Raw genomic sequence first — 18,432 nt, 5'->3', positions numbered from 1 at the left:
CGATGAGCGAGCAGGGCTACCCGCCGCCGATGTACGCGCCGCCGCCGGACAACAACATGGTCTGGGCGATCCTCTCGACGCTCATGTGCTGCCTGCCGCTCGGCATCGTGTCGATCATCAAGGCGAACCAGGTGCAAGGCCTGTGGTTCTCGGGCCAGCACGCGGCGGCGCAGCAGGCCGCCGACGAGGCGAAGAAGTGGGCCATCTGGTCCGCGATCGTCGCCGGGGTGATCACGGTGCTCTCCGTCATCGCCGTGGTCGTCTTCTTCGTGATACTCGGGTTGTCGTTCAGCGATCTGCCGAACCAATGACGACCGTCTACACCGGACATCCGGCACAGGGCTGGCGCGCGAAGGCTCGCGCGCTGGCCCCGCCGCTCGCCGTGGTCGCGGCGGGCGGGGTGTGCTGCGCGGTCGTGCTCGCCGGTGATCCGACCACGCCCGGCGGCCCGTTGCCGGTGTGCCCGACGAAGGCGTTGCTGGGCATCACCTGCCCTGGCTGCGGCGGGATGCGGATGCTCTACAGCCTGCTGCACGGTGACATCCCGGCCGCGCTGCACTACAACGCGCTGACCTTCCTCATGGGGCTGCTGTTCGTGTGGAGCACCGCGGCGTGGGCGGCCGGCCGGTTGCGCGGGCGCTGGGTGAACAGCTGGCTGCACTGGCGCTGGACGCCGCTGGCTTTCGGTGTCGCGTTCGCTTTGTGGTTCGTCGTGCGGAATCTGCCGTTCGCGCCGTTCGCCGCGTTACGCGTTTGAGGGAACCAGGACGCGAGGGCCGCCGTCGAACAGGTACGCTCCCGCGCACCGGCTTGTGCCGGGTCCGGTTTGACCACAGCTAGGGGGAACACCCGATGACCAATCCGTACGGCCAGCAGCCCTTCGGCCAGCAGCCTTATGGGCAGCAGCAGCCGCAACAGCCTGGCTACGGTCCTCCCTCGGGTGGCATGCCGGCGCCCGGCTACGGCCCGCCGTCCGGTGCGGTCCCGGCCCCTTACGGTCAGCCCGCGCCCTATGGCCAGCCCGCCCCGTACGGCCAGCCCTATGGTCAGCCCGGCTTCGGCGGCCCCGGCATGGGCGGCGACATCCCCGACTACAAGACCTGGGCGATCATCTCGATCTTCTTCGGCGGCATCTTCGGCATCATCGCGATCTTCAAGTCCAATGAGGTCGGCCAGTACAAGATGCAGGGCAACTACGCGGCGGCCGAGCAGGCCTCGCGCACGACCAAGACGCTGTGCATCATCGGCAACGTCCTGGGTGGACTCGGCTGCCTGGCCGGTCTCATCATCTTCATCGCCGGTATGGCCTCCTACTAGGTCATGACCGATCCCTACGGCCAGCCGTACGGGCCGCCCGCGCCGTTCGGCCAGCCGGCGTACGGCGGGCCGCCGCCCCCAGGCGCCGACATCAACGCGATCCCCGACTACAAGGGCTGGGCGATCGGGAGCATCTTCCTGTTCCTGATCGTCGGGATCTTCGCGCTGATGAAGTCCAACGAGGTCGGCACTTACAAGCTGCAGGGCAACTACTCGATGGCGCTCGAGGCGTCGAAGGCGACCAAGACGCTCTGCCTGATCGCGACCATCGTCGGCGGGCTCAGCTGTCTCGCGATCATCGCGGTCTTCGTGGTGGTCATCATCGCGGCCACCGCGGTGTGCGCCGGGGCGTACTGCTGAAACTGTCGGACCCTAGTGGGACGATGTATCCGTGGTGAACCTGTACCGCGACACCGGAGTGGTGTTGCGTACGCACAAGCTGGGCGAGGCCGATCGCATCGTCACGCTCCTCACGCGGCGGCACGGCAAGGTCCGCGCCGTCGCGAAGGGCGTGCGGCGCACGTCCTCGCGCTTCGGCGCGCGGCTGGAGCCGTTCGGGCATGTGGACGTGCAGTTCTACACCGGCCGGACGCTGGACGTGATCACCCAGGTCGAGACGGTCGACGCGTTCCACCTGCCGATCGTCGCGGACTACCAGCGCTACACGGCGGCCAGCGCGATCGCCGAAACCACCGACCGGCTCGCCGCCGAAGAGGGCGAGCCGTCGCTCAAGCTGTACCTGCTGGCCGTCGGCGCGTTGCGGGCGCTGGCCGGTGGCGAGCGTGATTCTTCACTCATCCTGGACGCGTTCTTCTTGCGCGCCATGGCTTACGCGGGCTGGGAGCCCGCGATCACCGAGTGCGCGCGCTGCGGCCTGCCCGGTCCGCACAAGGCGTTCAGCGTGCAGGGTGGCGGCTCGATGTGCCCGAACTGCCGCGTTCCCGGCGCCGTGCACCCGGCGCCCGAGGTGCTCGTGCTGCTCAGCGCGTTGCTGCACGGCGAATGGCCGGTGGCCGAGGCCTCGCTGCCCGGCTGCCGCCGCGACGCGAGCGGCCTGGTCGCGGCGCATCTGCAGTGGCATCTGGAGCGCCAGCTGCGGTCGCTACCCCTTGTCGAGAGGCGTGCGGTGACCGGCAAGTAGGGTCAGTGCCGGTGTGATTTTCGAGGCTTGAGGAGGCGGCCGTGCTGCGCAGGGGACGCGAGAACAAGGCGTCACAGTTCGAACTGCGGGCGCCGGAGCCGCACGAGTCCGGCGCCAAGCCGCCGCAGATCCCGCGCGAGCTGGTGCCGAACCACGTGGCGCTGGTGATGGACGGCAACGGCCGCTGGGCCAACCAGCGCGGCCTGCCGCGCATCGAGGGGCACAAGCGCGGCGAGGCGGTGATGATCGACGTCGCCAGCGGCGCGGTCGAGCTGGGCGTGAAGTGGCTTTCGGTGTACGCGTTCTCGACGGAGAACTGGAAGCGCAGCCCCGAAGAGGTGAAGTTCCTGATGGGCTTCAACCGCGACACCATCCGCCGCCAGGTCGACTACCTGGGCTCGATCGGCGTGCGCATCCGCTGGGCCGGGCGCAGGCCGCGGCTGTGGGCGAGCGTGATCAAGGAACTGCAGATCGCCGAAGAGAAGACCAAGCACAACACGGCGCTGAACATGACCATGTGCGTCAACTACGGCGGCCGCGCGGAGATCGGCGACGCGGTCCGCAAGATCGCGCAGGGCGTCGCCGAGGGCAAGATCAACCCGGACAAGGTCGACGAGCGCACCATCGCGAAGTACCTGTACCAGCCGGAAATGCCGGACGTGGACCTGTTCCTGCGGCCCTCCGGCGAGCTGCGGACGTCCAACTTCATGCTCTGGCAGTCCGCGTACGCCGAGATGGTTTTCCAGGACACGCTCTTCCCGGATTTCGACCGCACGCACCTGTGGAAGGCCTGCCTCGAGTTCGCGAAGCGCGACCGCCGCTTCGGCGCGGCCGTCGACGCGGCCGCCGCTTCGGAAGGCAAGTCGTGACCACGGAAGCGGCCTCGACGGCCTCGTTGCTGACGCTCGCCCGCGAGGCACTGGAGCGCTACCTGGAGGTCCGCGTCGACGACGACGGCGCGCTGACCTTCGCGCACGCGGACGTCCCGTGCGTCATCCAGGCGACCCGGCTCGCCGAGGGGCTCACGGTCCTGAGCCTGACCTGCGTGGTCGCGTGGGACCTGCCTGACGACCAGGTGCTCGCGGCTTCGGTCGCCGAGCGGGCGGGCCAGGGCCTGTTCGGCACCTTGGGTGTCGTCCACACCGAGCGCGGCGTCGACGTGACCCTGCGGTACGCGTTCCCGGCCGAGGGCATGGACCCGGCGCCGCTGGGCACCCTGCTGATGCTGGTGATCTCGACGGCCTCGCAGCTGCGCACCGACCTGCTGGCTTCCGCGGACTGACCCGCTACGTGAACACCGTGCCCAGCACGTGGGCGTGGATGGCGGCGGGATCGCCCGCCGGGGCGACCGTCTGCCGCAGCGCGAGGCCGATGCCCAGCGCGCCCAGCATGACGACCGCCTGGTGCAACGGCAGCACGGGAATGAGGCCCAGGCGTCCGGAATGCTCGGCGAGCAGCGCGACGACCGCGTCGTCGTGACGCCGCTGGATGTCGGCGATCAAAACGGCGGTCTCGGGTTGCTGAGCCGTCGCGGCGAGCACTTCGGCGGCCGCCGCGCTCCACTTCGTCGCGTCCTCGTCCAGGGGCAGTGACAGCGCCGCGAGCACGTCATCGCGGCTGGTGGCGGCGGCGAGTGCTTGCCGCAGCGCTTGGAGATGGCCGTCCGCGCCCGCCTCGATGATCGCCAGCCAGAGGCCTTCCTTGCCGCCGAAATGCTTGTAGACGGCCCCGCGCGTGTACCCGGCGTCGGCCGCGATCTCCTCGACCGTCGCCGCGAGGAAGCCGCGGCGCAGGAAGACCTGGCGCCCGGCGTCGAGCAGGTGCTCGTGGGTCCGCTGCTGCTGTTCGGCCCGTGTCAGCCTGGTCATCGCCCGCCTCGTCAGTAACACAACGTTTCTGGATACACGATGTTACTGTATGGTCGGACGCATGGAGTTCTGGGCACCCGTGGCCACGTTTCTCAGCCTGCCCCTCTTCCTGGCGGCGTTCGCCTGGTACGCCATGCGCGCCCGTCGCGCGGGCAGCGGGCAGTCGCTGATGGGGCCGTTCGAGGAGATCTGGGATCCGATCGCCCACAAGACGAACATCGAGATCCAGATCGAGGCCCAGCGCAGCCCCGAGACGCCGTCGCCGGGCGACCCACCTTCCGATCTCGGCATCAAACGGGCGTGACCGTCCACTTACGACCGGGGTAGCTACATCGTTTTGACAATGGGTGGCATTATCGGTCCGGTGACCAGCGCCCCCGAGAGCCCGGCTCCCGCAAAGAAGCCGAAGTTCAGGATCTCGTCCATCGAGGTCCTCTGCGCCATCCTGCTGATCGCGATCCTCGCCCAAACCCAGCTCCAAGGGGTCCTAGACGTCCCCGCGCTGCGCACCGGCTCGACGGTCTTCGTCGCCGTCTGCGTCCAGGCGCTCCCATTCCTGGTGCTCGGCGTGCTCATCAGCGGCGCGATCGCGGCCTTCGTCCCCGCCAGGGTTTTGGAGAAGGTGCTCCCGCGCAAGCAAGGCGCGGCGGTCGGCGTCGCGGGCCTGGCCGGCGTCGCGTTGCCCGGCTGCGAATGCGCGTCCGTCCCGGTCGCGCGCAGGCTGATGGGCCAGGGCGTGGCACCCGCGGCGGCGTTGACGTTCCTCTTGGCGGCGCCTGCGGTGAACCCGGTCGTCATGGTCGCCACCGCGGTCGCGTTCCCCGGCAAACCCGAGATGGTCGCCGCCCGTTTCGTCGGCTCCCTGTTCACCGCGATGGTCATGGGCTGGCTGTGGGCCCGCTGGGGCAAACTCGAGTGGATCACCGAGCGCGCACTGCGCCGCCTGCCCGACGTCGAGCCCGGCTCACGCTGGAAGACCTTCATCGAGACCGCACGCACCGACCTCGTGGAAGCGGGCGGGTTTCTGGTGCTAGGCGCGCTCATCTCGTCGGCCATGGGTGTGCTCGTGCCGCACCAGTGGTTCGGCGTCCTCAGCGAGCAGATCGTCTTGGGCATCCTGGTGATGGCGGTCCTCGCGGTCGTGCTCGCGCTGTGCAGCGAGGCGGACGCGTTCGTCGCGGCCTCGTTCTCGGCGCTGCCGTTGCTGCCCAAGCTGGTGTTCCTGGTCGTCGGCCCCGCGGTCGACGTGAAGCTGTTCGCCTTGCAGGCAGGCACTTTCGGCAAATCCTTCGCGTCCCGGTTCGCCCCGGTGACGTTCCTCGTCGCCATCCTGTGCGCAGTCGGAGCGGGAGTTGTGTTCCTGTGAAACGCGAAACCCAGAACATCCTCTTGGTCCTGCTCGGCGGCGCCCTGCTCAAGATCGCCATCAACGGCGACTACCTGCGCTACGTCAAGCCATCCCAGCAACCCTGGATCATCGCGGGCGGCGCGGTCATGGTTCTTCTCGGCGTGCTGGCGATCCTGCGCGACCTCAGAGAGAAGGTCTCGGAGCACGACGGACACCACCACCCGGCCCGCTCGGCCTGGCTCCTCATGGTTCCCGTCCTCGCGGTTTTCCTGGTCGCCCCGCCGGCATTGGGCGCCGACTCGGTCACCCGCACCGAAGCCCGCGCACCCCAGTCCGCCGCCACCCAGGACGCGGCCGCCTTCCCCCCATTGCCCGCGGGCGACGTCGTCCCGCTGAGCATGTCGGCGTTCGTGAGCCGAGCGGGCTGGGACGGCAACGGAACCCTGAACGGCCGCACGATCTCCCTGTCCGGCTTCATCGTCCACTCGGCCGAGGGCACGATGCTCGCCCGCATGGTGATCAGCTGCTGCGCGGCCGACGCGTACCCGGTCACCACCCGCCTGCTCGGCGACGTCTCCGGCCTGGCGAGCGACTCGTGGGTCGAGGTCACGGGCCAGGCCGTCCCGGGCACGGCCAAGAAGGACAACAGCTACACGCCGGACTTCACGGTCGCGACCATCCACCGCATCGACACCCCCAAAGACCCTTACGAGTACTAAAGGTCGTGAGTGTTCCGGCCGGTTCTAACCGGCCTAAACACTCACGACCCCTTTGGGCTCAGTGCTTGTCGCAGGTGCCGACGATCTCGACGGTGTGGCTGATTTCGGAGAAGCCGTGCGTCGAGGCGATCTTCTCGGCCCAGCGCTCGACAGCGGGGCCTTCGACCTCCACCGTGTGCCCGCAGACGCGGCACACGAGGTGGTGGTGATGGTGCGAGGAGCAGCGGCGGTAGATGGCCTCACCCGAGTCGGTGCGGAGCACGTCGATCTCGCCGGCCTCGGACAGTGACTGCAGGGTGCGGTAGACCGTGGTCAGGCCGATGCCGTCGCCGCGCTTGCGGAGTTCGTCGTGCAGCTCCTGGGCGGAGCGGAAGTCGTCGATCTCGTTGAGCAGCTCGACGACGGCCGCGCGCTGCTTGGTGGAACGGCGGCCGGGGACCGGTGCCGCGCTGCGGGCGGCGGCGGAGCTCATGGTCACTTACCCTCCTGGACGTGCGCGACCGCGTCGACCACGATGTGCGCGAGGTGATCATCCACCAGCCGGTAGACGACCTCGCGGCCGCGGCGCTCACCCTCGACCACGCCCGCCGTCTTGAGCACGCGCAGGTGCTGGCTGATCAGCGGCTGCGCGACGTCGAGCGCGTCGACCAGCTCGTGGACACACCGGTCCTCGTCACGCAGCTGCAGAACGATCGCGATCCGCACCGGCGCGGCCAGCGCGCGCAGCAAATCACCCGCGTCCGACAGCGTCTTCGCCGAGGTCGTGGGGCCCTGTGACGACGTCTGACGTGCGGGGGAATGCACTTCAGCCTCGCCGGGCAGTCCCGCCGGGGCCGCGCCCGAACTCACCGTGCCCATGTCGTCACTCCAGCCTTGTTAGACATGATTTTCGCAGTCATAGTCAACAACCGCGTTCCCCATCCTAGTGTTCCCTCGGTCAGGGGGCGGTTACTCGGCAGTGCGCCGACCTTCGTACTACTCCGATCGAGTGAGTTGACCACCATTTTGGTGTAACACTGCCTAGGTGATCGCAGACAGTGCAAAGTAGTTGCGGATCGCTGTGCCTTGGGGCCGCTCGGACAGAGGGAAGACATGACTCGTTTCGCCACGAAACTCGCCACGGTGACGGCTTGCTCGCTCTTGGTCGCCGCGCCCATCGCCAGCGCGCAGGAGACCGAGAAGGCCACCGGGCCGGTGTCGTACGCGAACATCGCCGGCATCCAGACGGACACCTCGGCCGTGCCACCCGCTGAGTCGGACGCCATCGCCTACGCGGGCGAGGTGGCGCTGTCGCCGACCGAGGCGGGCACGAACAACCTCGGCACGGATCGGCAGACGCTGCCGCAGGAGTCCTTGGACGTAGGGAACGACGAAAACCACGTCTTCAAGACCAAAGAAGAGATGGACAAGAAGCTGGGTACCAACTACCAGCTCAACCTCGGCACCTTCGACAGCGCCGCGAACAGCCCCTTCCCGGCTGACATCGCGAGCACCAAGTACTCGGGCACGACCGAGTTGAAGGACACCCAAGTTCCGCTCGCTTCGACCGAGGGCAACTTCGCGCTGAGCGATTTCGCCATCCAGGGCAAGAAAACGGTCGACAACACCGTTCTCGTCATCCAGGGCGCGAAGAGCAGTGTCGAGTGTGAGAGCAAGGACAAGCAGACCGGCTCGACCACCGCGGACAAGATCCTGATTCGTGAGGACGGCGAGCTGAAGTCTCAGCTCATGCCGACGGACAAGCCGCTGGAAGTGAAGGGGCTGAGCTTCGGCGCGTCGAAGGACGTGCAGGACGCCGATGTCGATTCGAAGCTGACCACGTCGGACATCACGATCTCGAAGCTGACCAAGTTCGAGGACCTCATCAAACAGCCGAAGTGGCTTGGGGGCGACATCAACGCCGCGGCCGGCTGGGAAGTCAAGATCGTGACGCACTTCGTCAAGACCGACCAGACGAAGATCAGGGACTTCACGACCCGGTACGTGCTCGGTGGCGTGAGCTGCTCCCTGCCCAGCGACTTCGAGCCCGAGGTCGTGCCGACCGCCGTTCCCGCCGGGTACGCCGCTCCGGCCGCGCCCGGGGACAGCGGCACCTCGCCGCTCGGCTTCACCCTGCTCGGCGCCGGTGCGCTGCTCGCCGGTGGCGCCGCGCTCGTGGTGCGCCGCCGCCGTCACGATCACTGATGAACGAACCGCACGACGAGACCGCGCCCCAGCCGCGTAAGAAGTGGCTGGCGGCGGGGCTCGGCCTGCTCGCCGTGGGTGTGCTCACCACCGGTGTGCTCGTGCTTCAGCCCGAAGCCGCGCCCAAGGCGAGCGAGCCGATCGCGTCCATCGAGCCGTCGGCGGAGCCGGTCCCGACGCCTGATCCGACCGTGGCCTCCAAGGTCGCGGCGAGTGTCGATGCCGCGCCCGGGCAGAAGCCGGGCACGGTCATGCTGCCCGGCGGCGGGACCGCGAAGCTGGTGCGGGTCGAGGTGACCAAGAAGGCCGTGCTGCCGATTCCGCAGGGGCTCGACGAGGCCGCCTGGTGGGGCGCGAAGCTCGGGGCCGACAAGGGCGCCGCTCTCCTCTCCGGGCATGTGAACTGGGCAGGCAAGAAGGGGCCGTTCGACGTGCTCTGGGGCATGTCGAACGGGCAGGACGTGACTGTCATGGACACCGCGGGCGGGAAGTGGGTCTACCGGGTGACCAGCGTGGTCACGCTGCACAAGAACGATCTCCCGAAGCAGGCCCGTGCTCTCTTCGGGCAGACGGGGCCGCATCGGCTCGTGCTCGTCACCTGCGGTGGGGACTATGTCGGCGGGACTCAGGGGTACCGGGACAACCGGGTCGTGACCGCGGAACTCGTCTCCCGGCCCTAGCGCTGGGTCGTGAGCGTTGCGGGCGATTAGAGCGAACCGGTATTCGACGACCTACCCGTGACGTGGCCTTGGCTGGCGCGCACGGACGGGGCGTTTCCCGCTCACCCGGCCGCGGTCTGGGTGACAAGGGCGGCCCTTGTCACCCAGAGCGTGACAAGGGCGCCCCTTGTCACGTGCCACGGTGGACGAGCCACGCGAGTGGAAGAATTTCTGCACCCAACGGAGCAAACCTTCCACTCGCACCGGCACTCGGGCGACAGGTAGCCAAGTACCGGTCCGCTAGAACCGCCCGCAACACTCACGACCACGGGTCTCCCATGGCTCGGCTGAGCCTGATCGCGCAGCGAGGGTGCCCCCGAGTGCTTACAACGCACCCAGCGGCCCCCTCACTTCACCGCGCGTCCAAGGTCGGCACACGACCCTCTTGGAAATCCGATGCAACCGAACGCTGCTCTCAAGCGGTGACATCCGGCGAGAACGGATGTCGAGCTAGGGAGCAACACTTGAAGGGGTTCTTGGTCGCCGTCGCGGCCGTCGCGGTGCTGGTCAGCGGGTGCGGGAGCAGCGCGCCCGAGCAAAAGGCGGCGCCGGCCAGCCAGGCCGGGCAAGGGCAAGCCGACCAGCCCGTGGATGTCGGGAAGGATCCCGGCGTCGTGATGCTGCCCGGCGGGGGTGTCGCCAAGCTCGTGCACCAGGAGCTCAAGGACGATGGCACGCTGCCGATTCCCGAGGGCCTGGACGAGGCCGCTTGGTGGGGCGCGAAGGTCGGGGCAGGCAAGGGGGCCGCGCTCTTCTCCGGGCACGTGAACTGGAAGGGCAAGAAGGGCCCGTTCGACGAGCTGTGGCGGATCAAGGCCGGGCAGGACGTCAGCGTCTCGGATGACGCCGGGGGCAAGTGGACGTACAAGATCGATGCCGTCGAGACCGTGCACAAGGACAAGCTGGCCCAGCGTGCGGAGGAGTTCTTCTCGCCGGATGGGCCGCATCGGCTGGTGCTGGTGACCTGTGGGGGCGAATACGTCGGGGGGAGCACCGGGTACGAGGACAACCGGATCGTGACGGCTTCGCTGGTTGGCCGCCCTTGACATAAGTCGCTGGCTACGGGTCTGTACGCTTGTACCTTCTAACCGTCCCCGCATGCTTCGGAGCGTGGAGTGCCCGCCAATACCATTGAGACCGTTGTCAGCCTGTGCAAGCGCCGTGGCTTCGTCTTCCCGTGCGGAGAGATCTACGGCGGCACCCGGTCGGCGTGGGACTACGGACCACTCGGGGTCGAGCTCAAGGACAACATCAAGCGCCAGTGGTGGAAGACGATGGTGCAGGGCCGCGACGACGTCGTCGGCCTGGACTCGTCGGTCATCCTGCCGCGCCAGGTGTGGGTCGCGTCCGGCCACGTGAACGTCTTCACCGACCCGCTGATTGAGTGCCTTTCGTGCCACAAGCGCTTCCGCGCCGACCAGCTGGCCGAGGACTACGCCGCGCGCACGGGCAAGGAGGTGCTGGAGGACGACCTGTCCGAGGTGCCGTGCCCGAACTGTGGCACCCGTGGCCAGTACACCGCGCCGCGTGACTTCAACATGATGCTGAAGACGCACCTGGGCCCGGTCGAGACCGAGGAAGGCCTGCACTACCTCCGGCCGGAGACCGCGCAGGGCATCTTCATCAACTTCCTGAACGTGCAGACGACTTCGCGCAAGAAGCCGCCGTTCGGCATCGGCCAGATCGGCAAGTCGTTCCGGAACGAGATCACGCCGGGCAACTTCATCTTCCGCACGCGTGAGTTCGAGCAGATGGAGATGGAGTTCTTCGTCGAGCCGGGCGAGGACGAGACCTGGCACCAGTACTGGATCGACACTCGGACCGAGTGGTACAAGGAGCTGGGCATCAAGCCCGAGAACCTGCGCCACTTCGAGCACCCGAAGGAAAAGCTCTCGCACTACGCGAAGCGGACCGTCGACATCGAGTACCGGTTCGCGTTCAACGCTGGCCAGGAGTGGGGCGAGCTGGAAGGCATCGCCAACCGCACCGACTTCGACCTGACCACGCACTCGAACCACTCGGGTGTGGACCTGTCGTACTTCGACCAGGCGAGCGGCCAGCGCTACCGGCCGTTCGTGATCGAGCCCGCCGCCGGTGTCGGCCGCTCGATGATGGCGTTCCTGGTCGACGCGTACCACGAGGACGAGGTGCCCAACGCCAAGGGCGGCGTCGACAAGCGCGTCGTGCTGAAGCTCGACTACCGGCTCGCGCCGTACAAGGTGGCCGTGCTGCCGTTGTCCCGCAACGCCGACCTCTCGCCCAAGGCGAAGGACGTCTCGGCCATGCTGCGCAAGCACTGGGCCGTCGACTTCGACGACGCGGGCTCGATCGGCAAGCGGTACCGCCGTCAGGAAGAGATCGGCACGCCGTTCTGCGTCACCGTGGACTTCGACTCGCTCGACGACCACGCGGTGACCGTGCGCGAGCGCGACACCATGGCTCAGGAGCGGGTCGCGATCGACAAGCTCGAGTCCTACCTGGCCAGTCGCCTGATCGGCTGCTAGAACGCGATAAAGCGGGCTTTATCCCACAGCGGGATAAAGCCCGCTTTTTCATGCCCGTGACATCTGTCAGGGGGAGGTCGTGACAGGTGATCCGGGAACCGGGCCGCGCCGGGCGGCAAGGTTCTGGTCATGGAGAAAACACAGACCAGGCATGGGGACGCGGGGGTGGCGGCGGGGGCCGCGGTGCACCTGCGCGGCCTGCGTAAGCACTACGGCGACGTGCACGCGGTCGACGGGGTGGACCTGACCATCGCGCCCGGCGAGGTCGTCGCGCTGCTCGGGCCGAACGGCGCTGGCAAGTCGACCACAGTGGACATGATCCTCGGGCTCACCAAGCCCGACAGCGGCAGCGTGACCGTGTTCGGGGCGACGCCGGACGAGGCCGTCGCGCAGGGCGCGATCGGCGCCATGCTGCAGGGCGGCGCGCTGCTGGACGATCTGACCGTGCGCGAGACCGTGACGATGATCGCATCGCTGCACCGGAAGCCGATGCCGGTCGACGCCGCGCTGCGCAGCGCCGGTATCGAAGACATCGCAGGTCGGCGGGCCAACAAGCTTTCCGGCGGGCAGAAGCAGCGTGTCCGGTACGCGGTCGCGCTCGTCAGTGATCCGGACCTGCTCGTGCTCGACGAACCGACCGCGGCGATGGATGTGGGAACCAGACGCGAGTTCTGGAAGTCCATGTACACGTACACCGACTCCGGCCGCACAGTGCTCTTCGCGACGCACTATCTCGAAGAGGCGGAGGAGTTCGCCGACCGCGTGGTCTTGATGCGCGGCGGCAAGATCGTGGCTGATGGTTCGGTCGCCGAGGTCCGTGCGCTGCAAGGGGGTCGGACGGTCCGGGCGGTCGTGCCCTCCGCCACCGAGCCGGTGATCGCGGCGCTGCCCGCGATCACCGGCTACGAACTCCGCGCGGACCGTGTTTCCTTGTCCAGCAACGATTCCGACGCCACGCTGCGCGCGCTGCTCGCGCGTTTCCCTGACGCACGCGACATCGAGGTCACCGCGGTCGGCCTCGAAGGCGCTTTCCTTTCCCTGACTTCCGAAGAGGACAACCGATGAGCGTCGCCTACCTGCGTTCCGAAATCACCAGGATGTTCCGCTCGCCGCGGTTCGTGTTCTTCGCCGTGGCCTTCCCGATCCTGATGTTCCTGTTGCAGAGCAACGTCTTCGTCAGCAAGGACAACAAGGACCACGCCGCCGTGGTGATCGTGCTGATGGTCAACATGATGGTGTTCGGCGGGTTCGGCGCCGCGATGTCCAACGCGACGAAGCTCGCCTACGAACGGTCGACCGGCTGGCAACGCCAGCTCCGGCTGACCCCGCTCTCGGGTATCGGCTACCTCAGCGGCAAGGCCCTCTCGGCGTTGCTGGTCGGCCTGCCCGCGATGATCCTCGTGCCCGTGGTCGCCTGGCTGAACCAGGACGTCGACTTCGACCTCGCGAAGTGGGCAGCGCTGATCGCGGTGGCGTGGGCGACGATGATCCCGTTCGTCTTCCTCGGGCTGCTGCTCGGCCAGTTCGGCACCGTGGACTCGATGCAGCCGGTCAACATGCTGATCACGATGGGCATGGGCTTCCTCGGCGGCCTGTGGATCCCGGTGCAGACCGTCTCGTGGCTGCACGACATCGCGCAGTTCCTGCCGAGCTACGGCGCGGTCCAGCTGGGCTATCACGCCGCGGGCGCGGGGGCCGACGGTTCGGTGGGCGGCGCGCTGCTGATGATCGGCGCGTGGACCGTGGTGCTCGGGGCGCTCGTGATCAGGCGATACCGTAAAGACGGAGCACGGGTTTAGGGGAGAGGCAGTCGTGGCGGAAGTCGAAGACTCGGTTTGGGCGAAGGGGTTCTGGTGGCGCGACGACCTCTCCAGGTCCGCCGGGCCGAGCCGTCCGGAGCGGTTCCCCGTCCGCTGGCTGATCTTGGGCACGGCCTTCGTGCTGCCGATGGTGATCCCCGGCGTCCGGAACATCTCGGCCGCCGATGCACCTGTGTGGGTGAAGGCGCTCATGTTCGCCGTGCTGTTCGTCTACAGCGCGTGCTACCTGAGCTTCCCGCTGTTCATGATCAGGTTCGGCCTGCCAGCCAGGATCTTCTTCTGCACGGGGATGGTGGCGCTCGGCTGGTGCCTGATCTGGATGTGGGGGATCGACGCGATCTACCAGCTGATCTACGCGCTGGGGATCGTCGGGTTCGCGCTGCCGATCGGCCCGGCGCTCATCCTCGACGTCGGCAGCCTGCTAGCGGCGCTCGCCGTGATCCTTGTCGGCAAGAACTACGACAAGCTCGGTGATCTGACCACCGTCGCCTCGGTGACCGGCGCGATGTTCATGTTCGGCCGCCTGATCCGCGCGATCCGGAGCCTGCGCAAGGCGAACGAGGACATCGCCGACCTCGCGGTCGCGAACGAACGCGAGCGGGTCGCCCGCGACCTGCACGACATCCTCGGGCACAGCCTCACCACGATCACCGTCAAGGCGGGGCTGGCCCGGCGGATACTCGAGAGTTCCGCCGATCCGGCCAAGGCGATCACCGAGATCCACGAGGTCGAAGGGCTCGCCCGCAGCGCGCTTTCGGACGTCAGGCTGACCGTCTCGGACTATCGCGAGGTTTCGCTCTCGGCCGAGCTGGCGGGCGCCCGCGTCGCGCTGCGTGCCGCCGAAATCGACGCCGACCTGCCGCACGCCGTCGACGACGTCCAGCCGGACCTGCAGCGGACGTTCGGCTACGTTCTGCGGGAGGCGGTGACCAACGTGGTGCGTCACTCCGGGGCGCGGCACGTGACCGTGCGGCTCGGCCGGACCTGGCTGGAGATCGCCGACGACGGCGCGCACGCGCAGGACATCGCACCGGGCAACGGGCTTCGGGGCCTGGAGGAGCGGCTGGCGCAGGTCGGCGGCACGGTACGGGCGGGCAGCCGTCCCGGAGGAGGATTCGTGGTACGGGCCGAGGTGCCGTCGTGATCAGGGTGCTGCTGGCCGACGACCAGGCGATGGTGCGCGGCGCGCTGGCGACCGTGCTGGACCTGGAGCCGGACATCGAGGTGGTGGCCCAGGTCGGCACCGGCGACGACGCGGTGACCTCGGCGCGCGAGCAAGCCCCGGACGTCGCGCTGCTGGACGTCCAGATGCCCGGAAAGGACGGTCTCGAGGCCGCCGCCGAGCTGCACAAGCTGGTGCCCGGCTGCCGGATCATCATCTGCACCACCTTCGGCAGGCCCGGGTATCTCGCACGGGCGATGGCCGCGGGCGCCGCGGGGTTCGTCGTCAAGGACTCGCCGCCGGAGCAGTTGGTCGACGCCGTCCGTCGTGTCCACAGTGGACTCCGGGTGGTCGACCCGGCGCTCGCGGCCGAATCGCTGGCGACCGGCGCGAGCCCGCTGACCGCGCGCGAGCACGACGTCCTGCGCATCGTCAAGGACGGCAGCACGGTCTCGGATGTCGCCAAGGCGCTGCACCTTTCCGAAGGGACAGTGCGCAATCACCTGTCTTCGGCGATCGGCAAGACGGGCGCGCGCACGCGGGCCGAGGCGGTGCGGCTCGCCGAGGACCGTGGGTGGTTATAGCCCGGAGAATCGCTCTGGGAGACTGAGCGGGTGAGTACGGGTGTGACGCGAGGTGCCTGGGTGCGCCGCGCGCTGTTCGGATCGGTGCTCATCGCGTTGCTGGTGCTCGGCGGGACCGTGGTCCGGGTGTGGCAGGTCGCGCGGGTGGACGACCGGACGCGGGCCGACGTGATCGTCGTGCTCGGCGCCGCCCAGTACAACGGCAAGCCGTCGGCGATCTTCGAGGCCAGGCTCGCGAAGGCCAAGCGGCTTTACGAAGAGGGCGTCGCGACGACCATCGTGACCACCGGCGGCAAGAAGTCCGGCGACAACTTCACCGAGGCCGACGCGGGCGCGCTGTGGCTGAAGCGCAACGGCGTCCCGGCGAACGCGATGCTCGCCGTCGGCGAAGGCAGCGACACCCTGCGCAGCCTCCAAGCGGTCGCCAACGAGGTGCACCGGCTCGGCCTCAAGACCGCGGTGCTGGTCAGCGACCCGTGGCACGGCCTGCGCGCGCGGGCCATGGCCGAGGACGCCGGGCTGGAGGCGTGGACCTCGCCCGTGCACTCCGGGCCGATCGTGCAGACCCGCGAGATCCAGTTCCGCTACATCTGGCGTGAGACGCGCGCGCTGCTGTTCTACCGGCTGACCAAGACGCCCGCGACGGATTTCGGAGGAACTGACGTCGGCTGAGTGACTTAGGCTGGCGTTGTGGAAGACGTCTACACCGCGCACGACCGGGCCAGATGGCTGGATGAGGCCCCGAAGGGCTCCGCGCTGCCCGGCTCGCGCTCCGATGGGCGCAGCCCGTTCTCCCGTGACCGCGCGCGCGTGCTGCATTCGGCCGCGCTGCGGCGGCTGGCCGGCAAGACCCAGGTGGTCGGGCCGGGGGAGGGCGCCGAGGTCAGCGGCGTGCCGCGCACCCGGCTGACGCACTCGCTGGAGGTCGCGCAGATCGGCCGTGGCATCGCCGAGGAGCTGGGCGCCGACCCCGATCTGGTCGACACCGCCGGCCTCGCGCACGACATCGGGCACCCGCCGTTCGGGCACAACGGCGAGCGCGCGCTGAACGAGGTCGGGCGGCCGTGCGGCGGGTTCGAGGGCAACGCGCAGACGTTGCGCATCCTGACCAGGCTGGAGCCCAAGGTCGGCGCCGCCGGGCTCAACCTCACCCGCGCCTGCCTGGACGCGACCACGAAATATCCGTGGCCCAAGGAGCCGGGCAACCCGAAGTACGGCGTCTACGCCGACGATCTGGCGGCGTTCACCTGGCTGCGCGAGGGCGCGCCGGACCGGGCGCGGAGCCTCGAGGCGCAGATCATGGACTGGGCGGACGACGTCGCGTACTCGGTGCACGACGTCGAGGACGGTGTGCTCGCCGGGCGGATCTCGCTGCGCGTGCTCGCCGACAAGGAGGAGCGCTCGGCGATCGCGGAGGCCGCGGCCAGGCATTTCTCGAGCCAGTCGGTGTCCACTTTGGAGAGCGCGGCGCGTGAGCTGCTCGACCTGCCCGTGGTCGCGGCGTTCGCGTCGGAGCGGCACGGCTCGCTCGCCGGGCAGCTCGCGCTGAAGCGGCTGACCAGTGAGCTCGTCGGGCGGTTCGCGTCGGCCGCGGTGACCGGGACGCGCGCGAAGCACGGCGACGGCCCGCTGGCCAGGTACGCGGCGGACCTCGCGGTGCCGGAGCAGGTCGCGGCCGAGGTCGCGCTGCTCAAGGCGCTCGCGCTGCGGTACGTGATGAGTGACAAGCGGCGGCTGGCGATGCAGGACGGGCAGCGGCAGATGGTCATCGAGCTGGTCACGCTGCTGACCAGCCGCGCGCCCGAGGCACTCGACCCGATCTTCGAGCCCGCCTGGGAGGCCGCGCCCGACGACAACGCGCGGCTGCGGGTGGTCATCGACCAGGTCGCGTCGCTGACGGACGCCCAGGCCCAGGCTTGGTACTCGTGGCACACCGGCCGTCACGGGTAGGTTCGAGGGCATGGCTTCCTCGGACGAGCATTTGCGCTTCTGCTGGACGCTGCACCGGGCGCTCGCGCCGTCGGGCGGCAACGCCTGCTTTTCGCCGTTCTCGATCGCGAGCGCGCTGGGCCTGCTCAGGCAGTCGGTGCGGGGGCGCGCGGCGGACGAGCTGGACACGCTGACCATCGGCTCCGAGCCGGACCTGTTGCACAAGGCGACCGACCTGCGCGCCGCGGAGATCGCCGTGTCGAACACGCTCTGGGCTTGGGACCAGCTACCGCTGAACGAGGACTTCTCGCTGGCGGACTGGCCGGGCGGGCGGGTCGCGTCGGCGCCGTTCGTGAGCGACCCCGAAGGCGCGCGGGAGGTCATCAACGCCGACGTCGCGAAGACGACACGCGGCCTGATCCCCGAGCTGCTGCAGCAGGGCACGATCGCGCCGGACACGGTCGCCGCGCTGGTCAACGCCCTGTATCTCAAGACGGCCTGGCAGAAGCCGTTCGTCGACCGCAACACCGCGCTCGCGCCGTTCCACGTGCACGACGAGACCCGCGAGGTGCCGACGCTCTGGCAGGAGGAGACGCTCGGCTACGGCTCTCGCGACGGCTGGCAGATCGTCACGCTGCCGGCGGGCGGCGGTGTCGAGGCGGTCGTCCTGCTGCCCGACGGCGACCTCGGCGAGGCCGAATGCGACCTCGACGGGACCCGGCTCGGCAGGCTGCTGGCCGCGGCCGAGTCCAAGATGGTGCGCCTGTCGCTGCCCAAGTTCGCGATCGACGTCCGCAGCCCGCTGACCGCGACGCTGAAAGCGCTCGGTGTGCGGACCGTGTTCACGCCCAGCGCGGATTTCACCCCGTTGAGTCCCAGCAAGGATTTGCACGTCGCCGAGGTGCTGCATCAGTCGGTGCTGCGGATCGACGAGCAGGGGCTCGAGGGCGCGGCGGCGACCGCGGCCACCATGCGGCTGACCGCGATGATCACCGACGATCCGGTGGAGGTCGTGGTCGACCGGCCTTTCCTGCTGCTGGTGCGGCACGCCGAAACGGGTGTGGTCTACTTTTTCACCCGCGTCGTCGAGCCCTGAGGAAGTCCAAGTGGGTGACACCCCAACCGGTGACCGTCACA

The 18,432-nt window shown here is 68.7% G+C and carries 24 protein-coding genes; 21 read left to right on the top strand and 3 right to left on the bottom strand.

Going from position 1 to position 18,432, the window contains the following annotated elements; translation table 11 throughout:
- Window positions 1-2 precede the first annotated feature (2 nt).
- From BLV57_RS21755 to BLV57_RS21725, 7 genes are all read left to right on the top strand, one after another.
- Window positions 3-311 carry a CD225/dispanin family protein gene (locus BLV57_RS21755; RefSeq protein WP_091291501.1) on the top strand — a complete coding sequence of 103 codons (309 nt, stop codon included), beginning with the start codon at window positions 3-5 and terminating at the stop codon, window positions 309-311.
- On the top strand, window positions 308-757 hold the full coding sequence (locus BLV57_RS21750; RefSeq protein ID WP_091291500.1) for a DUF2752 domain-containing protein: 450 nt from the start codon (window positions 308-310) through the stop codon (window positions 755-757). Before BLV57_RS21755 ends, BLV57_RS21750 begins: the two co-directional genes overlap by 4 nt.
- Before the next feature lie 95 nt (window positions 758-852).
- Window positions 853-1,317: a CD225/dispanin family protein gene (locus tag BLV57_RS21745; RefSeq protein WP_091291498.1), complete on the top strand. Its 465-nt coding sequence runs from the start codon at window positions 853-855 to the stop codon at window positions 1,315-1,317.
- A 3-nt stretch (window positions 1,318-1,320) separates the two neighbouring features.
- The gene (locus BLV57_RS21740; protein WP_091291497.1) at window positions 1,321-1,677 is read left to right on the top strand and encodes a CD225/dispanin family protein; all 357 of its coding nucleotides are present in this window, start codon (window positions 1,321-1,323) and stop codon (window positions 1,675-1,677) included.
- Window positions 1,678-1,708: 31 nt separating this feature from the next.
- Window positions 1,709-2,458, top strand: coding sequence for a DNA repair protein RecO (gene recO, locus BLV57_RS21735; RefSeq protein WP_091291495.1), 750 nt, complete (start codon window positions 1,709-1,711; stop codon window positions 2,456-2,458).
- 41 nt (window positions 2,459-2,499) lie between these two features.
- Window positions 2,500-3,327, top strand: a complete 828-nt coding sequence (locus BLV57_RS21730) for an isoprenyl transferase (protein WP_091291494.1) — start codon at window positions 2,500-2,502, stop codon at window positions 3,325-3,327.
- Complete coding sequence (locus BLV57_RS21725) at window positions 3,324-3,740, top strand: hypothetical protein (RefSeq protein ID WP_091291491.1); 417 nt, start codon at window positions 3,324-3,326, stop codon at window positions 3,738-3,740. Before BLV57_RS21730 ends, BLV57_RS21725 begins: the two co-directional genes overlap by 4 nt.
- Before the next feature lie 4 nt (window positions 3,741-3,744).
- On the opposite strand, the gene BLV57_RS21720 is transcribed toward BLV57_RS21725, so the two are convergent.
- Window positions 3,745-4,326: a TetR/AcrR family transcriptional regulator gene (locus BLV57_RS21720; protein ID WP_091291490.1), complete on the bottom strand. Its 582-nt coding sequence runs from the start codon at window positions 4,324-4,326 to the stop codon at window positions 3,745-3,747.
- Window positions 4,327-4,387: 61 nt separating this feature from the next.
- Between BLV57_RS21720 and BLV57_RS21715 the strand changes: the two genes are divergently transcribed.
- Genes BLV57_RS21715 through BLV57_RS21705 form a run of 3 tightly spaced genes read left to right on the top strand, consistent with a single transcriptional unit; the run spans window position 4,388 to window position 6,393 of the window.
- Window positions 4,388-4,630 carry a hypothetical protein gene (locus BLV57_RS21715; RefSeq protein ID WP_143047114.1) on the top strand — a complete coding sequence of 81 codons (243 nt, stop codon included), beginning with the start codon at window positions 4,388-4,390 and terminating at the stop codon, window positions 4,628-4,630.
- A 39-nt stretch (window positions 4,631-4,669) separates the two neighbouring features.
- Window positions 4,670-5,692: a permease gene (locus BLV57_RS21710; RefSeq protein ID WP_091291487.1), complete on the top strand. Its 1,023-nt coding sequence runs from the start codon at window positions 4,670-4,672 to the stop codon at window positions 5,690-5,692.
- Complete coding sequence (locus tag BLV57_RS21705) at window positions 5,689-6,393, top strand: TIGR03943 family putative permease subunit (protein ID WP_091291485.1); 705 nt, start codon at window positions 5,689-5,691, stop codon at window positions 6,391-6,393. Before BLV57_RS21710 ends, BLV57_RS21705 begins: the two co-directional genes overlap by 4 nt.
- A 58-nt stretch (window positions 6,394-6,451) precedes the next feature.
- On the opposite strand, the gene BLV57_RS21700 is transcribed toward BLV57_RS21705, so the two are convergent.
- Together BLV57_RS21700 and BLV57_RS21695 are read right to left on the bottom strand one after the other, a co-directional pair.
- The gene (locus tag BLV57_RS21700; protein ID WP_091291484.1) at window positions 6,452-6,865 is read right to left on the bottom strand and encodes a Fur family transcriptional regulator; all 414 of its coding nucleotides are present in this window, start codon (window positions 6,863-6,865) and stop codon (window positions 6,452-6,454) included.
- 2 nt (window positions 6,866-6,867) lie between these two features.
- On the bottom strand, window positions 6,868-7,251 hold the full coding sequence (locus tag BLV57_RS21695; RefSeq protein ID WP_091291482.1) for an ArsR/SmtB family transcription factor: 384 nt from the start codon (window positions 7,249-7,251) through the stop codon (window positions 6,868-6,870).
- Between the two features lie 234 nt (window positions 7,252-7,485).
- Between BLV57_RS21695 and BLV57_RS21690 the strand changes: the two genes are divergently transcribed.
- The 11 genes from BLV57_RS21690 to BLV57_RS21640 all read left to right on the top strand — a co-directional run bounded on the left by BLV57_RS21690 (window position 7,486) and on the right by BLV57_RS21640 (window position 18,391).
- Window positions 7,486-8,577 carry an LPXTG cell wall anchor domain-containing protein gene (locus BLV57_RS21690; protein ID WP_091291481.1) on the top strand — a complete coding sequence of 364 codons (1,092 nt, stop codon included), beginning with the start codon at window positions 7,486-7,488 and terminating at the stop codon, window positions 8,575-8,577.
- Window positions 8,577-9,257, top strand: coding sequence for a class F sortase (locus tag BLV57_RS21685; RefSeq protein WP_091291479.1), 681 nt, complete (start codon window positions 8,577-8,579; stop codon window positions 9,255-9,257). Before BLV57_RS21690 ends, BLV57_RS21685 begins: the two co-directional genes overlap by 1 nt.
- A gap of 503 nt (window positions 9,258-9,760) precedes the next feature.
- The gene (locus tag BLV57_RS21680) at window positions 9,761-10,342 is read left to right on the top strand and encodes a class F sortase (protein WP_245757446.1); all 582 of its coding nucleotides are present in this window, start codon (window positions 9,761-9,763) and stop codon (window positions 10,340-10,342) included.
- A gap of 69 nt (window positions 10,343-10,411) precedes the next feature.
- The gene (locus BLV57_RS21675) at window positions 10,412-11,800 is read left to right on the top strand and encodes a glycine--tRNA ligase (protein ID WP_091291475.1); all 1,389 of its coding nucleotides are present in this window, start codon (window positions 10,412-10,414) and stop codon (window positions 11,798-11,800) included.
- A gap of 129 nt (window positions 11,801-11,929) precedes the next feature.
- Window positions 11,930-12,865, top strand: coding sequence for an ABC transporter ATP-binding protein (locus tag BLV57_RS21670; protein WP_176968739.1), 936 nt, complete (start codon window positions 11,930-11,932; stop codon window positions 12,863-12,865).
- The gene (locus tag BLV57_RS21665) at window positions 12,862-13,599 is read left to right on the top strand and encodes an ABC transporter permease (RefSeq protein ID WP_091291472.1); all 738 of its coding nucleotides are present in this window, start codon (window positions 12,862-12,864) and stop codon (window positions 13,597-13,599) included. The genes BLV57_RS21670 and BLV57_RS21665 overlap by 4 nt, the downstream gene beginning before the upstream one ends.
- Window positions 13,600-13,612: 13 nt before the next feature.
- A complete protein-coding gene (locus tag BLV57_RS21660) occupies window positions 13,613-14,764 on the top strand; it encodes a sensor histidine kinase (protein ID WP_245757445.1) in 1,152 nt (383 codons plus the stop codon).
- The gene (locus BLV57_RS21655) at window positions 14,761-15,366 is read left to right on the top strand and encodes a response regulator transcription factor (RefSeq protein WP_091291470.1); all 606 of its coding nucleotides are present in this window, start codon (window positions 14,761-14,763) and stop codon (window positions 15,364-15,366) included. The genes BLV57_RS21660 and BLV57_RS21655 overlap by 4 nt, the downstream gene beginning before the upstream one ends.
- A gap of 30 nt (window positions 15,367-15,396) precedes the next feature.
- Window positions 15,397-16,038 (top strand): YdcF family protein, encoded by a 642-nt coding sequence (locus tag BLV57_RS21650; RefSeq protein ID WP_091291469.1) that lies wholly within the window; start codon window positions 15,397-15,399, stop codon window positions 16,036-16,038.
- A gap of 18 nt (window positions 16,039-16,056) precedes the next feature.
- Window positions 16,057-17,316 carry a deoxyguanosinetriphosphate triphosphohydrolase gene (locus BLV57_RS21645; RefSeq protein WP_091291467.1) on the top strand — a complete coding sequence of 420 codons (1,260 nt, stop codon included), beginning with the start codon at window positions 16,057-16,059 and terminating at the stop codon, window positions 17,314-17,316.
- A 10-nt stretch (window positions 17,317-17,326) separates the two neighbouring features.
- The gene (locus BLV57_RS21640) at window positions 17,327-18,391 is read left to right on the top strand and encodes a serpin family protein (RefSeq protein ID WP_091291465.1); all 1,065 of its coding nucleotides are present in this window, start codon (window positions 17,327-17,329) and stop codon (window positions 18,389-18,391) included.
- Window positions 18,392-18,432 lie beyond the last annotated feature (41 nt).

This window comes from Amycolatopsis xylanica, from assembly GCF_900107045.1.
GTDB classification, from domain to species: Bacteria; Actinomycetota; Actinomycetes; order Mycobacteriales; family Pseudonocardiaceae; genus Amycolatopsis; species Amycolatopsis xylanica.
This window is presented reverse-complemented; position numbering and strand designations above follow the sequence as displayed.